Raw genomic sequence first — 13458 nt, forward strand, 5'->3', positions numbered from 1 at the left:
GCGCCGCACCGGGCGCTCCTGCACCGGATGCAATCGCCGCGTCCGGTACCCGCACCGAGGCGGTGCGCCAACGCTATCCCGCATGAAGACGTAGCACCGCGTGCCTAGGGTCAACACCTAGCCACAGCATCTTCTTGTTTGGTTATTATGAATTTATCGATAAATCATCGATGAAATAGCGATCTCACTCCCGGACCCATCGCAGCCGGCGCCGCGCCTGACTAGTGCAGCGCGCCCGCCTACACTGCAAGACAGGTCCCCCCGCTGGTGCCGCCCATGACCCGATGTTCCGTTCACCGCCTGGCCGAGCAAGCACTGCTGTGCAGCGTGCCCCCGCCGGCCTCGCTAGATGTACAGCGACGTATCTGGGCCATGGCCCAGCGCGCGGCCGAGTGGCGCGGCGTGGTCGATGCGGTGCCGGGCATGAACAATCTCACCGTGGTGTTCGACCGCGAAGCCGATCCCGAAGCGCTGGAACGCAACCTGAAGCTCGCCTGGGCTTCCGGCGAAGCGCGTGCCGCCACCGGCAAGCTGGTCGAGATCCCGGTGCGCTACGGCGGCGAGCATGGCCCCGACCTGGCCGAAGTCGCGGCGCATACGGGACTCACGGCGCAGGAAGTGGTACGCCGCCACAGTGCGGGCGAGTACGTCGTTTACTTCCTCGGATTCCAGCCCGGCTTTGCCTATATGGGCGGCCTGGACCCGGCGCTGGCCACGCCGCGCCGGCGCGAGCCGCGTCTGTGCGTGCCCGCGGGCACGGTCGGCATCGGCGGCGAGCAGACCGGCATCTACCCGGCAGCGGCCCCCGGCGGCTGGCAATTGATCGGGCACACCACCAGCCAACTCTTCCTGGCAGACCGCGATCCGCCTTCCCTGTTTGCGCCCGGCGATACCGTGCGCTTTGTCGTCGAGGCACTGCTGCCATGATCGAAATCACCCGACCCGGCGCGCTGGCCTCGGTCCAGGACCTTGGCCGTCCCGGCTTTCGCCGCTTTGGCGTGGGCACCGCGGGCGCGCTCGATACCGTCGCGCTCACCATCGGCAACCGCCTGCTGGGCAATCCGGCGGGCGACGCCGCCATCGAATTCACGCTGGGCCGCGCGGCCGTGCGTTTCCATGCCGACATGCGCGTGGCGCTGACCGGCGCCGAATGCCGGGCCAACCTGGACGGCGTGCCGGTCTGGTCGTGGCATGCCTTCGACGTGCGCCGCGGCGAAACGCTGACGCTGTCGGCGGCGCAGGGCGGCACCCGTACCTATCTGTGCGTGGCGGGCGGCATCGCCGTGGCGCCGGTGATGGGCTCGCGCAGCACCGACCTCAAGGCTGGCTTTGGCGGCCTGGGTGGCCGCGCGCTGCATGAAGGCGACCGCCTCGACGCGGGCCGGCCCGGCGTGGCCGAGGACAGCGACTGGCTGGGTGTGCAGGCGCCATCCTGGGCGCTGCCGGTGAAAAAGCTCGGCGACGCGATGCCGATCCGCATGTTGCCTGGCATCGAGTACGAGGATTTCGACGCCGCCGCGCGCGAAGCGCTGTGGCAGTCCGACTGGATCGTCACGCCCAACAGCAACCGCATGGGCTTGCGCCTGCAAGGCCCGGCCCTGGCGCGCCAGCCCGAGCGCGCGGCCGACCTGCTCTCGCATGGCGTGCTGCCGGGCGTGGTCCAGGTGCCGCCGGCCGGCCAGCCCATCGTGCTGATGGCCGATGCGCAGACCACCGGCGGCTATCCCAAGATCGGCGTGGTGATCGGCGCCGACCTGTGGCGGCTGGCGCAGGTGCCGCTGGGTGCGCCGGTGCGCTTCGTGCGCGTCACGCTGGATGAGGCTGCCGCGGCGCAGGCCGAGCTGGACCGATACCTGCGGCAACTGGACCAGGCGCTGCAGTGGCAGGGCGACGGCATGGCGATCGCCTCGCGGCGGCGCACGCGTACCCGCGCTGCCGTGGCCTGAGCCGCCCAGCGGGCAACGACAGAACGACAGTACGACAGAACGACAGCAACCCCAAAACCTCAACACAAACCGCAAGACCGGTGAGGAGCAACGCAATGCATATCGACCTGAACGCCGACCTCGGCGAAGGCTGCGGCAACGACCGCGAGTTGCTGGGGCTGATCAGCTCGGCCAACGTGGCCTGCGGCTGGCATGCCGGCGACGCCGCCACCATGCTGCAGACCGTGAAGTGGGCACTGGAGCAGGGCGTCGCCATCGGCGCGCATCCGAGTTATCCCGACCGCGAGAACTTTGGCCGCACCGAGATGCAGCTCGATCCCGAGGTGGTGTACGCGAACACGCTCTACCAGATCGGCGCCCTGGCCGCGCTGGTGCGCGCGCAGGGCGGCCAGCTGGCCCACGTGAAGGCGCACGGCGCGCTCTACAACCAGGCCGCCAAGGATCCCAAGCTGGCCGACGCCATCGTGCGCGCGGTGCGCGACTTCGACTCTGACCTGGTCTTCTTCGGCCTGGCCGGCAGCGTCATGGTGAAGGTGGCGCGCGAAGCCGGCCTGAAGGTGAAGGAAGAAGTCTTCGCCGACCGCGGCTACAACCCCGACGGCTCGCTGGTCAAGCGCGGCACGCCCGGCGCGCTGCACGAAGACGAGAACGTGGCGCTGGGCCAGACGCTGGACATGGTGCGCGAGCAGCGCGTGCGCGCCATCGACGGCACCTATGTACCGATTCGCGCCGAAACCGTGTGTCTGCACGGCGACGGCGCACACGCGCTTGCCTTTGCGCGCCGCATTCGCGAGCGGCTCGGCGCCGAAGGCATCGCAATCCGCGCTGGAGTCTGAGGGGCACGCCACACCTAACGGATGCGCCCCCCAGGCTTCCGGCTTTCACTGTGCCCCGCGCGGGTGTCGAGCAGCATGACGCGGCGCGGGGCACTCGCCTCCATCACACTCTATTGGTGTCTCTCATGGAACAGGCAGTCAACCTCTGGCCCCTAGTTGGGGTCGGCATCATCATCCTCGGCTTCGTGCTGCGCTTCAATCCCATGATGGTGGTGGCGCTTGCCGCCATCGCCACCGGGCTGGCGGCAACCATGCCGGTCATGCAGATCTTCACGGCGATCGGCACCGCCTTCGTCAAGACGCGCAACCTGCCGCTCATCATCCTGCTGCCGCTGGCGGTGATCGGCCTGCTCGAGCGCCACGGGCTGCGCGAGCATGCGCAGGCGTGGATCTCGCGCATCGCGTCGGCCACCGTGGGGCGCCTGCTGATCGTCTACCTCGGCGTGCGCGAGCTCACCGCCGCGGTGGGCCTGACCAGCCTCGGCGGCCATCCGCAGATGGTGCGCCCGCTGCTGGCCCCGATGGCCGAAGGCGCGGCCGAGACCCGCTTCGGCAAGCTGCCCGAGCCGATCCGCCAGCGTGTGCTGGCCTTCTGCGCGGCCACCGATAACGTCGGCCTGTTCTTTGGCGAAGACATCTTCGTGGCCTTCGGCGCCATCGCACTGATGCACACCTTCCTGCTGTCGTCCAACATCGACGTGGAGCCGCTGCATATCGCCGTGTGGGGCATCCCCACCGCGATCTGCGCCTTCCTGATCCACGCCGTGCGCCTCAAGCGCCTGGACATGTGGCTGGAGCGCGAAGTGGGCGGCAAGTCCGCTGCAACGGCTGGCGCTGCCCCGGCAGCCAAGAGCGGGGAGTAAGCCATGATCATTTCCATCGACTATCTCTACTGGCTCGCCGGACTGGTGCTGGCCATCACGGCGTTGATGACCTTCGCCGACCGCGACCATCCGCGCCGGCTCAGCACGGGTTTGTTCTGGGCGCTGTATGCGCTGGTCTTCCTGATCGGCGACAAGCTGCCGCCGGCCATCGTCGGCATTGGCGCCGTGGTGATGGCGCTGATCGCGGGTTTTGGCGGTGTGGGCCACGGCAAGCACGGCACGCTGCCGGAGGGTGAGCGCCGCGCCTCGGCCAAGCGCCTGGGCAACAAGCTGTTCATCCCGGCGCTGCTGATTCCCGTGGTGACCGTGATCGGCACGCTGCTGTTCAAGGACGTGAAGGTCGCCGGCCTGGCGCTGCTCGATCCCAAGAACGTCACCTTCGTCTCGCTCGGCATCGGTTGCCTGGTGGCGCTGGGCGTGGCGTGCTGGCTCACCCGCGACACGGTGGTGCAGGGCGTGCGCGAATCGCGCCGGCTGACCGAGTCGCTGGGCTGGGCGCTGGTGCTGCCGCAGATGCTGGCCATGCTGGGCCTGGTGTTTGCCGATGCTGGCGTGGGCAAGGCGGTGGCGCACCTGACCACGGCCTATATCAACATGGACTACAAGCTCGTGGCGGTGGTGGTGTACTGCGTGGGCATGGCGCTCTTTACCGTGATCATGGGCAATGGCTTTGCCGCCTTCCCGGTGATGACCGGCGGCATCGGCGTGCCCATCCTGGTGAACATGTTCCACGGCAACCCGGCGGTGATGGCGGCCATCGGCATGTTCTCCGGCTACTGCGGCACGCTGATGACGCCGATGGCGGCCAACTTCAACATCGTGCCGGCCGCGCTGCTGGAGCTTGATGACAAGAACGCCGTGATCCGGGCGCAGGTGCCAACCGCGCTGATGATCCTGGTGGCCAATATCGCGCTGCTGTATTTCCTGATGTAAGAACGCGGCCCCGCCGCGAAAGATTGGCCAGGGGCCCGGGCAACCGGGCCTCTGGCCGGGAGTCCCTGCCATGCGTACCGTGCTGCTGACCGGCTTCGAGCCGTTCGAGAGCGAGCCCATCAATCCTTCCTGGGAAGCGGTGCGCGCGCTTGACGGCGTGCGCATCGGCAACGGGCCCGATGACCTGGACGCCGCGATCATCGTCGCGCGCCAGTTGCCCTGCGTGTTCGGCGCGGCCAACGATGCGCTGGCGGACCTGCTCGACGCGATCCATCCCGTGCTGGTGATCGCGGTGGGGCAGGCGGGCGGGCGCCCCGAGATGTCGGTGGAGCGCGTGGCGATCAATGTCGACGATGCGCGCATTGCCGACAACGCCGGCGCGCAACCCGTCGACACCCGCATCGCCGAGGAGGGCCCGGCGGCGTATTTCTCCAGCCTGCCGATCAAGGCCATCGTGCGCGACATGCGCGCCGCGGGCGTGCCCGCATCGGTGTCGCAGACCGCAGGCACCTTCGTCTGCAACCACGTGTTCTACGGCTTGATGCACCTGCTTGCCACGCAAGGCGTGCCTGCCGGTATCCGTGGCGGCTTCATCCATATTCCCTATCTGCCTGAACAGGCGGCGCGCCATCCGGGGCAGCCCAGCCTGTCGCTGGCGTTGATGATCGAAGGCATCCGCTGCGCGGTGACCACGGCGCTTGCCACCACCAACGATATCCGCGAGCAGGGCGGCCAGACGCACTGAGGCGCCGCTCAGTCGCCCGGCGGCCTGGCATCCTCCCGATTGTTGCCATCGCCGCCGCCATCACTTGCGCGCGCCGCCAGCCGCTTCGCCTTGCGGCGCGCACGCCGCAGGCTGCGGCGATCCAGCTGGAATTGCTCGAAGCGCCAGATCAGGTAGCACAGCGCCACGAACGGCCACATCCATCCCAGCCATTGCGACAGGCTGTTGAAGTGGATGAACCGGCCCAGCCGCCAGCCCTGTTCCGAAATCCAGGAGTACGGATTGGCGGGCAGCAGGTTGGACAGCATCACCAGCAGCATCAGCGTGGCGAGTGCCAGCGCGCCGCGCAGCCAGCGCGGCAGGCGCAGCAGCAAAACCAGCATCAGCGAGCCCGTCAACAGGGCAAAGCGACCGCCTTCGGACAGCCAGTTGAAGGCGTTGTCGTCCGGGAACTGCATCTCGGCCACCACCGCCTTGAGCAGCAGCGCGCTGGCCAGCAAGGCCGCCAGGATGCGCAGCATCGGCGCCTGCCTGCGCATGGCGATCGAGGCAAACAGCCCGGTGCCCACCCAGCCGCATCCGGTGACGAGAGACTCCAGCAACTGCTGGCCTTGCACGTCGTCCGGCCGCAGCAGGCCGATTTTCTCGATCAGGTCGGGCAGCCCCGGAAATACGCCTTGCAGCCACTGCACGGGCCAGGAGTCGGGGTCGGTCAGCCACTCGCGCACGATCGCGCCCATGCCGAACAGGTGATCCTGCGGAAAGATCTGCGCGAACGGCCACAGCAGGATCAGGATGATGGCAAAGCTGGCGTGCGGCTCGAACCACGCCATGCGCAACTGGCGCAGCGAGCCGCGATCGATCAGCGCGGCCGAGAAGGGCGCCACCGCTGCGCCGCCCAGCAGGGCGCCCAGCGCGTTGGTCATCAGGTCGATATTGGACGAGACGCGGTTGGGCAGCCAGGTCTGCAGCGCTTCCATGGTGCCTGACAGCAGTGTGCCCGCCACCAGCGCCAGCAGCACGGCGCGCACGCCGGAGATGCGCGGGTGCAGGGACAGCACCACCAGCGCGCCAAGCGGGCAGTAGCCCAGCACGTTGGTGATGAGATCGAACCCGGTCAGGTAGCGGGGCTTGGGCGCGGTGAGGAAAGCCAGCGCGGAGATGCCGTTGTCGGTCCAGCCCGTGAACGGGTACAGGCTGCCATAGACCACCAGCAGGGCGAAGCACAACAGCCCCACCCGCGCCAGCGGCGAGTGGCGCGGTGGCGGTGGCGGGGGAGCGAGCGGCGCGGGAGCCGATGCCATGCGCGGCCCGCTTACTGCAGCGGCAGCGTTGCCACCCAGTCCAGGATCGCCGCAATGGCGGCATCGCTGCCGGTGGCAAGTGCCTTGACGCCGCCGGCGCCATCGGCTGTGGCGGCGGGCTGCGCGACCACGAAGGTCTTCTGCCCGATCAGCCCGCTGCGAAATACCGTGGCGCGCACGCGGATCACGCCGCGGCTGGCGCTGGCGCTGTCGAACACCTGCTCGAACTCCAGCACGTCGATCTTGAGCGCCGGCGCGGCAGTGTCGCCGAACCAGGTCAGTGCGCCGCGCGAGGCCACGGCTTCGCGCAGGCGGTCGTCGAACAGGCGCACCGGCGACATCACCCAGCGCTGCGTGGCATAGGGCTGCAGGCGCTCCGCCTGGGCGTAGTGCAGCCGGTAATACAGCGAGTTGCCGTCCAGCCAGGTAGGGCCATCGGTCTGTGCCACGCGCATCTTGGGCAGGTGCGCGGCGTCAGGTGCGGCTCCTGTCGGCGGGCCCAGATCGTAGGTGATGGTGGGCGTGGAAGGCGTCAGGGCACAACCGCCCAGCAGCAGGCAGGCCAGCGCAACGCCGGCAGCCAGCCGGCGCGGCAAGGCGAAGGTGCCGGGCGTGTCGCGTCCGTCCGGCCGGGTTTGGGCATTGCGCATCATGATGTGCCTTGGTTTGCTCGAAGGATTCGCAGCGCCAGCCTGGCGGGCCAGGCGTGGCGGGCGTGCGGCGAGTGCGTAGGTGCGCGGCATGAGGGCTTGCGGTCCGCGTCAGGGGGCCTGGAAGCCAGGCTCGCCCGGGCCCGGCACGGCGGCGGGGCCGCCAAACAGCACGCTGCGCGGGCTGTCGTTGAACTGGCTGGCGGCACGGTCGATGCTGCGCATGGTCTGGCGCGCGTCGCGCGCGAGCCCGTTGATCTGCGGCAGCGTGTCTTGCGAGACGCCGCCAGCGGCCGACTGCACGGAATCGGCGGCGCCCTGCAGGTCGCGCCCGACGCGGTCGACGGTGCGCATCACGGGCCCGTTGGGGCTGGCCAGCTCCTGGGTGAGGTGCCGCGTGGAGGCCAGCGTGGCGTTGAGGTTCTCGGTCACCTGTGGCAGCTGGCGCACGGCTGGCGAGATCGAGCTGGCCAGTTGCGAGTAGTCGTCGGCGGTCTTGTGCACCGAGCGGATCGCCTCCATCAGGTCTCGCCGGTTGTCGGCCTGGAACATGTCATTCAGCGAGCCCATGATCGTTTCCAGTTGCGTGAGCAAGCTGTCGCCGCGCTTTTCCAGCTCTTCGAAGAAGCCGGCCCGCATGATGATGCGCGCCACCGACCTGGAGGAGGTGGCCAGGTGCGGCGACGGCGAGCCGCCTTCCTGCGCGGTGGTGTCGTCGAGCTGCACGTAGCCGATTCCGGTCACGCCCTGGAAACCGAGCGTGGCATAGGTGGTGTGGGTGATCGGGGTGTCCTGGTTGACGCTGATGCGCACGATGATCTGGCCCGGCACGGTCGGATCGAAGCGGATCGACACCACCTTGCCCACGTCCAGCCCGCGGTACTTGACGTCGGCCTGCGGCCCCAGCCCATTGACGGTGGAGCGGGTGATCAGGTCATACGGCACGCGCACCGCGTGGTCGCTGCTGAACCAGAAGATCGCGAACAGCACCAGGACGGCGAGTCCAATCGTGAACACGCCGGCCAGGAAGGCGTGCGACTTGTTTTCCATCATGCTTCTCCAGATTGCGGGCCTGCGGGTGTTGCCGCATGCTTTGCCGCGCGCGCCGCGTCCGGCAAAGCCGGGAGCGCCTGCATGGCGCGCTGCCCGCGCTCGCCCAGGAAATATTCGTGGATGAACGGGTGGTCGATATGCACCAGTTCCCGGATTGGCAGCGCGGCGAGTACCTTGTGGTCCGCCAGCACCGCGACGCGGTCCGACAGCGCCACCAGGGTGTCGAGGTCGTGCGTCACCATCACCACGGTCAGGCCCAGCTCGCGGCGCAGTTCGCGGATCAGCGCCACATAGTCGTCCGAGGCCATCGGGTCCAGCCCGGCGGTGGGCTCGTCCAGGAACACCAGTTCCGGCTCCAGGGCCAGGGCACGCGCGAGCGCCACGCGCTTGATCATCCCACCGGACAGGTCGGACGGCATCTTGTCCGCGTCCCGCGCCGACAGCCCCACCAGTTGCAGCTTGAGCAGCGACGCCGCGCAGATGAGATCGTCGGGCAGGGTGCGAAGTTCACGCAGCGGCAGCGCGATGTTGTCGATCACCGACAGCGCGGAGAACAGCGCGCCGCGCTGGAACTGCAGGCCCCAGCGGTTGCGCAGGGCTTGCAGCCGGGCGGCGTCGAGCTTGGTCAGGTCCTCGCCGAACACACGGATGGTGCCGGAGGTGGGCCGCTCCAGCCCCACGATCTGGCGCAGCAGCACGGTCTTGCCGCTGCCCGAGCCGCCGACGATGGACAGCACTTCGCCCCGGTACACATCGAGGTTGAGGTGGTCGTGCACAACCGCCTCGCCAAAGCGCTTGACCAGGTCGCGTACCTCGATCACGGTGGTGCGCGGGGCGTGCTGCACGGTCCCCGAGGGCGGCGTTGCGGTGGCGGTCGTGGCGGTAGTCATAAGCCGATGTCCTTGAACAGGATGGCGAAGATGGCATCGGCCACGATCACAACGGTGATCGAGGTCACCACCGAGGCGGTGGTGCCTTCGCCCAGGCTGCGCGTGTTGGGCTCGATGCGCAAGCCGAAATGGCAGGCGGTGAGCGCGATCAGGATGCCGAACACCACGCCCTTGCCCAGGCCCATCCACAGGTTGGCCACCGGCACCGCATCGGGCAGCGCGCGCAGGAAGAAGGCCGCGCTGATATCCAGCTGCAAGTGCGCGGCCAGCATGCCGCCGGTAAGCGCCAGCACGTCGGTCCAGGCCACCAGCAGCGGCATGGCGATGGCCAGCGCGATCACGCGCGGCATGATCAGCCGGAAGCCGTGCGAGATGCCCATCACGCGCATCGCATCGAGCTCCTCGGTGACCCGCATCACGCCGATCTGCGCGGTGATTGCCGAGCCCGAGCGCCCGGCAATCAGGATGGCCGCCAGCACCGGGCCCAGCTCGCGGATCACCGCCATGCCGAGGATGTTGACGATAAAGATGCTCGCGCCAAAGGTGCGCAGCTGGTTGGCCGACAGGTACGACAACACGATGCCAATCAAAAAACCGACCAGTGCCGTGATGCCGAGTGCCTTGTAGCCGACGTTGTAGATATTGGCCGAGATCTCGCGCCAGGGGCCGCGCTGCGGCGCGCGCGCCAGGCGCAGCAGGTCGAAGGCCAGTTGGCCCAGCATGGTCACGCCATTGCCGAGTTGCGAGAACATCGACAGGATCGAGGCGCCGAACAGGGTCACCGGATTGAACCGGTCCACCATATGCTTCTTCCAGTTCTCGCGGCGCAGCCCGGCGATGCGGGTAAAGACGCGGCGCTGGGCCTCGTTGGCTTCGAGCTTCTCGGGCAGCTTGCCGCCCCAGGCCTGCCACATCAGCTGTGCGCCGATGTGATCGAGCCGGGCGAGGCTTGCCAGCGACCAGTGCGCGTCCGCGGCGATCGTGTGCAGCTCGTTGCGCAGCGCGCGGGCGCGGTGGCAATCGGACAGCGCAAGCGCTGTCCAGTCGCCGCGCAGTTGCACGGTTTGCGCTCCGTCCGCGCGCGTCACTTCTATGGCTGGCGTGGTAGGGCTTTCCAAAGGAGGGGGAGAAGTGATGGGCAAGTCCCGATTCTATGCCACCCGCAGCGTCAGCGGGCGTGCGCAGCGCCTCAGCCGTGGATTCGCACGGCTACAATGCTTAGCTGCTTGTGCCCATTGTGTTATCCATCGTCGAAACGCATGTCCGCTGACAAATCCTTGCCCACGCCAGACCCGCTTGCTGCGCCCGCCGCTGCCGCGCAAGCCTGGCGCATCGACCCCGATCGCCTGCGCGCCGCGCTCACCGGCTCCGCGCGCGGCTGGGCCCTCGGCGTGGTCGACGAGACCGGTTCCACCAACGCCGACCTGACGCTGGCCTGCCGCAACGCGCCGTGGACCGAGTTCGCCACGCTGCGCCTGGCCTATCGGCAGACCGCCGGGCGGGGCCGCCAGGGGCGTCCCTGGCAAGGCCAGGCGGGGCTGACGTTTTCGGTGGCGCTGCCCTTGCCGCTGGCGCCCTCGCAGTTGAGCGGGCTGAGCCTGGCGGTAGGGCTGGCGCTGGCCGAGGCGCTGGGCGACTGCGATGCGCGCCTTGGCGCCGCGGTTGGCCTGAAATGGCCTAACGACCTGCAGATCGACGGCCGCAAGCTGGCCGGCATCCTGATCGAGTCGGTGCCGGCGGGGCCACAGCGGGTCTGGGCCGTGGTCGGCATTGGCCTGAACCTGGTGCGCGATGCGCAGATGGAAGCCGCGCTCGGGCGCAGCCTGGCCGGCGTGACCGAATTCCTGCCGGGCTGCGATCCCACCGTGCTGATGGCTGCGGTGCTGAACCGGCTCGCGGTGATGCGCGAGGACTTCCTGGCGCAGGGCTTCGCGCCGATGGCGCCCCGCTGGTCCGCGCGCGATGCCTATCGCGACCAGCCGGTGCGCCTGCTGCACGACGGCCGCGTGCAGGCCGAAGGCCTGGCGCGCGGCGTTGATGGCGACGGCCACTTGCTGCTGGAAACGCGCTCGGGCCTGGAGCGCATTTCCAGCGGCGAAGTGTCGCTGCGCTTGGCGGAAAAAGGGGCGGACAAAGCGGCGGACAAAGGGGCAGGCGCATGAGCGGCACCAGTGCCGGTATGCCGCGTGTTCCGCAACTGCTGATCGATATCGGCAACACTCGCCTGAAATGGGCCTGGTGCGACGAGGCCTGGTCCGGCGCCGTGCTGCGCGAGACGCCATTGCCCACGCCCTGGCCGCACGGCGGCGCGGTGGCCCACGGCGAGGTGGCCACGCTGGTGGCGCAATGGGCGTCGCTGCGCGCGGCCGGCGCGCAGCCGCTGGTGTGGGTCAGCAACGTGGCCGGCCCGGCCATCGCGGCCAGCCTGCAAGCCACGCTCGACACCGTGTTCGGCCCTGGCATCGGTGTGAACTGGGTACGCTCGGGCCCGCGCTTCGGCGGCCTCGTCAACGGCTACCGCGAGCCCACGCAGCTCGGCGTCGACCGCTGGATCGGCAGCATCGGCGCGCGCTGCTACCGCCCCGAGGGCGCTTTGCTGATCGTCACCGCCGGCACCGCCACCACGCTCGACGTGGTGAGCGCGCAGGACCGTTTCGAAGGCGGCCTGATCCTGCCCGGCCTGGACCTGATGCTGGGCGCGCTGGCGCGCAACACAGCACAATTGCCGTCCCTGGACGTGAGCGATGCCGGGCTGGCCACGCCCTGGGCCGACAACACCCGCGACGCGATCGCAGCCGGCTGCCTGGCGGCCCAGGCAGGTGCCGTTGAGCGCACCTGGCGCGCGCTGTGCGAGCGCGGGCCGGTGCGCTGCCTGCTCTCCGGCGGCGCTCGCCATGTGCTGGCAAACGCGCTCTCCATGCCGTTCGAGATGCACGACAATCTCGTGTTGCTCGGCCTGCATGTGATGGCCTCGCAAAGTGCGCTCGGCACAGCGGGCTGATCCGCATCACACCGCATCGCTGTATTCACCCGTCGCTCCATCCCTGCATCGCCCCCAATGCTCCAACGAAGCCTTTTAATCCTGCTGGTCCCGGTCAATGCGCTGCTGCTGGCTGCCATACTGGGCGCGTTCGGCCCACAGCCGCTGGCCGGCTGGCTGGAAAGCGCGCGAGAGCCCGAACGCGCTGCCCAGCAGGCGCGCGCCGAACGCTTGCGCCAGATGCCGCAGGCGAGCGGCAAGCGGGCGGCCTCCGAGCCCGCCACTGCGGCAGCCGCAACCACAACCACGACAACAACCGCAGCCACCCCCCAAGCCGCCGCGCCAGCCATGGCTTGCGTCGAGATCGGAGGTTTCAACGGGGAACTGGTGCGCAAGGTGGCCGATGAGCTGGCCGGCGCGCCGCCCGGCGCCTGGCGCGTGGAACAGTTCGAGCGGCAGGAGCAGGCGCGCTGGTGGGTCCACCTGCCGCCGCAGGCCTCGCGCGAGAACCTGCAGCGCAAGCTCGGCGAGTTGCGCCGGCGCAATATCACCGATGTATCGGTGGTCAGCGCCGGCTCGCCGGAAACCTATACGGTGTCGCTGGGCTTGTTCCAGGAGCGCGAGCATGCCGAGCATTTCCTCGACAACCTGCGCGAGCACGGCGTGCGCACCGCGGTACTGACCGATACCCCGCATCCGCTGACGCGCCAGTGGCTGCGCGTGCGCAACGCCGACGCGGCACTGCGCACGCGGCTGGACGAGATGCGCCAGCGCTATGGCGCGCAGGATTTGCTGACCTGCACCTGAGCGGTGCATCAGCAGCTTGCTGCTTGGCTCAACTGCCTTGGCGTACCTTGGACAGCAGCTTGGTGGTGGAGCGGTCGTGCAGGAACGCGATGGCATGCGCCTGGCCGCCCCAGCTGCGCACCAGGCGGGTTTCTTCCAGCGTATCGATGTCGTAGTCGCCGCCCTTGACATAGATGTCCGGGCGCACCAGCCGGATCAGCTCGACCGGCGTTCTCTCGCGGAACATCACGACCAGATCCACCGATGCCAGCGCCGCGATCAGCGCCATGCGATCCGATTCGTGGTTCAGGGGACGGTCGTCACCCTTGCCGAGCATGCGCACTGACGCGTCACTGTTGACGCCGACTACCAGGCTGGCGCCCAGGGCCTTGGCTTGCGCCAGGTAGGTGGCGTGGCCGCGGTGGAGGATGTCGAAGACGCCGTTGGTGAAGACTAGCGGGCGGGGGAGGGG

General features: G+C 68.9%; 15 protein-coding genes. 9 read left to right on the forward strand and 6 right to left on the reverse strand.

The window, feature by feature from the left end:
- Positions 1–276 precede the first annotated feature (276 nt).
- From pxpB to pcp, 6 genes are all read left to right on the forward strand, one after another.
- Positions 277–927, forward strand: coding sequence for a 5-oxoprolinase subunit PxpB (gene pxpB / locus AC1RWI_RS34410; RefSeq protein ID WP_492870557.1), 651 nt, complete (start codon positions 277–279; stop codon positions 925–927).
- Entirely contained in the window at positions 924–1946 is a 1023-nt protein-coding gene (locus tag AC1RWI_RS34415) for a 5-oxoprolinase subunit C family protein (RefSeq protein ID WP_043342810.1), read from the forward strand. The genes pxpB and AC1RWI_RS34415 overlap by 4 nt, the downstream gene beginning before the upstream one ends.
- A 95-nt stretch (positions 1947–2041) precedes the next feature.
- Complete coding sequence (pxpA, locus tag AC1RWI_RS34420) at positions 2042–2782, forward strand: 5-oxoprolinase subunit PxpA (RefSeq protein WP_043342811.1); 741 nt, start codon at positions 2042–2044, stop codon at positions 2780–2782.
- A 125-nt stretch (positions 2783–2907) separates the two neighbouring features.
- Positions 2908–3645 (forward strand): DUF969 domain-containing protein, encoded by a 738-nt coding sequence (locus AC1RWI_RS34425; RefSeq protein ID WP_043342816.1) that lies wholly within the window; start codon positions 2908–2910, stop codon positions 3643–3645.
- A gap of 3 nt (positions 3646–3648) precedes the next feature.
- The gene (locus AC1RWI_RS34430) at positions 3649–4599 is read left to right on the forward strand and encodes a DUF979 domain-containing protein (protein WP_492870558.1); all 951 of its coding nucleotides are present in this window, start codon (positions 3649–3651) and stop codon (positions 4597–4599) included.
- Between the two features lie 70 nt (positions 4600–4669).
- Positions 4670–5344, forward strand: a complete 675-nt coding sequence (pcp, locus tag AC1RWI_RS34435) for a pyroglutamyl-peptidase I (protein ID WP_043342823.1) — start codon at positions 4670–4672, stop codon at positions 5342–5344.
- 8 nt (positions 5345–5352) lie between these two features.
- On the opposite strand, the gene AC1RWI_RS34440 is transcribed toward pcp, so the two are convergent.
- The 5 genes from AC1RWI_RS34440 to AC1RWI_RS34460 all read right to left on the reverse strand — a co-directional run bounded on the left by AC1RWI_RS34440 (position 5353) and on the right by AC1RWI_RS34460 (position 10338).
- Positions 5353–6627, reverse strand: a complete 1275-nt coding sequence (locus tag AC1RWI_RS34440) for a VanZ family protein (protein ID WP_492870559.1) — start codon at positions 6625–6627, stop codon at positions 5353–5355.
- 11 nt (positions 6628–6638) lie between these two features.
- Positions 6639–7277: an ABC-type transport auxiliary lipoprotein family protein gene (locus tag AC1RWI_RS34445; protein ID WP_419188876.1), complete on the reverse strand. Its 639-nt coding sequence runs from the start codon at positions 7275–7277 to the stop codon at positions 6639–6641.
- Positions 7278–7388: 111 nt separating this feature from the next.
- Positions 7389–8330: an MlaD family protein gene (locus tag AC1RWI_RS34450; protein ID WP_492870560.1), complete on the reverse strand. Its 942-nt coding sequence runs from the start codon at positions 8328–8330 to the stop codon at positions 7389–7391.
- A complete protein-coding gene (locus tag AC1RWI_RS34455) occupies positions 8327–9220 on the reverse strand; it encodes an ABC transporter ATP-binding protein (protein WP_052494396.1) in 894 nt (297 codons plus the stop codon). The genes AC1RWI_RS34450 and AC1RWI_RS34455 overlap by 4 nt, the downstream gene beginning before the upstream one ends.
- The gene (locus tag AC1RWI_RS34460) at positions 9217–10338 is read right to left on the reverse strand and encodes an MlaE family ABC transporter permease (protein WP_043342830.1); all 1122 of its coding nucleotides are present in this window, start codon (positions 10336–10338) and stop codon (positions 9217–9219) included. Before AC1RWI_RS34460 ends, AC1RWI_RS34455 begins: the two co-directional genes overlap by 4 nt.
- A gap of 141 nt (positions 10339–10479) precedes the next feature.
- Between AC1RWI_RS34460 and AC1RWI_RS34465 the strand changes: the two genes are divergently transcribed.
- The 3 genes from AC1RWI_RS34465 to AC1RWI_RS34475 are packed head-to-tail and all read left to right on the forward strand — an operon-like array spanning position 10480 to position 13007.
- On the forward strand, positions 10480–11382 hold the full coding sequence (locus tag AC1RWI_RS34465) for a biotin--[acetyl-CoA-carboxylase] ligase (RefSeq protein WP_052494397.1): 903 nt from the start codon (positions 10480–10482) through the stop codon (positions 11380–11382).
- A complete protein-coding gene (locus AC1RWI_RS34470; protein ID WP_043342833.1) occupies positions 11379–12221 on the forward strand; it encodes a type III pantothenate kinase in 843 nt (280 codons plus the stop codon). Before AC1RWI_RS34465 ends, AC1RWI_RS34470 begins: the two co-directional genes overlap by 4 nt.
- Positions 12222–12278: 57 nt before the next feature.
- Positions 12279–13007, forward strand: a complete 729-nt coding sequence (locus tag AC1RWI_RS34475; RefSeq protein ID WP_043342835.1) for an SPOR domain-containing protein — start codon at positions 12279–12281, stop codon at positions 13005–13007.
- A gap of 28 nt (positions 13008–13035) precedes the next feature.
- Here the strand turns inward: AC1RWI_RS34475 and rfaE2 are convergent.
- Positions 13036–13458 (reverse strand): D-glycero-beta-D-manno-heptose 1-phosphate adenylyltransferase (gene rfaE2, locus AC1RWI_RS34480; protein WP_492870561.1); only part of this gene is annotated, 423 nt, incomplete at its 5' end.

It is taken from the genome of Cupriavidus sp. MPR-AND1C (genome assembly GCF_058809705.1).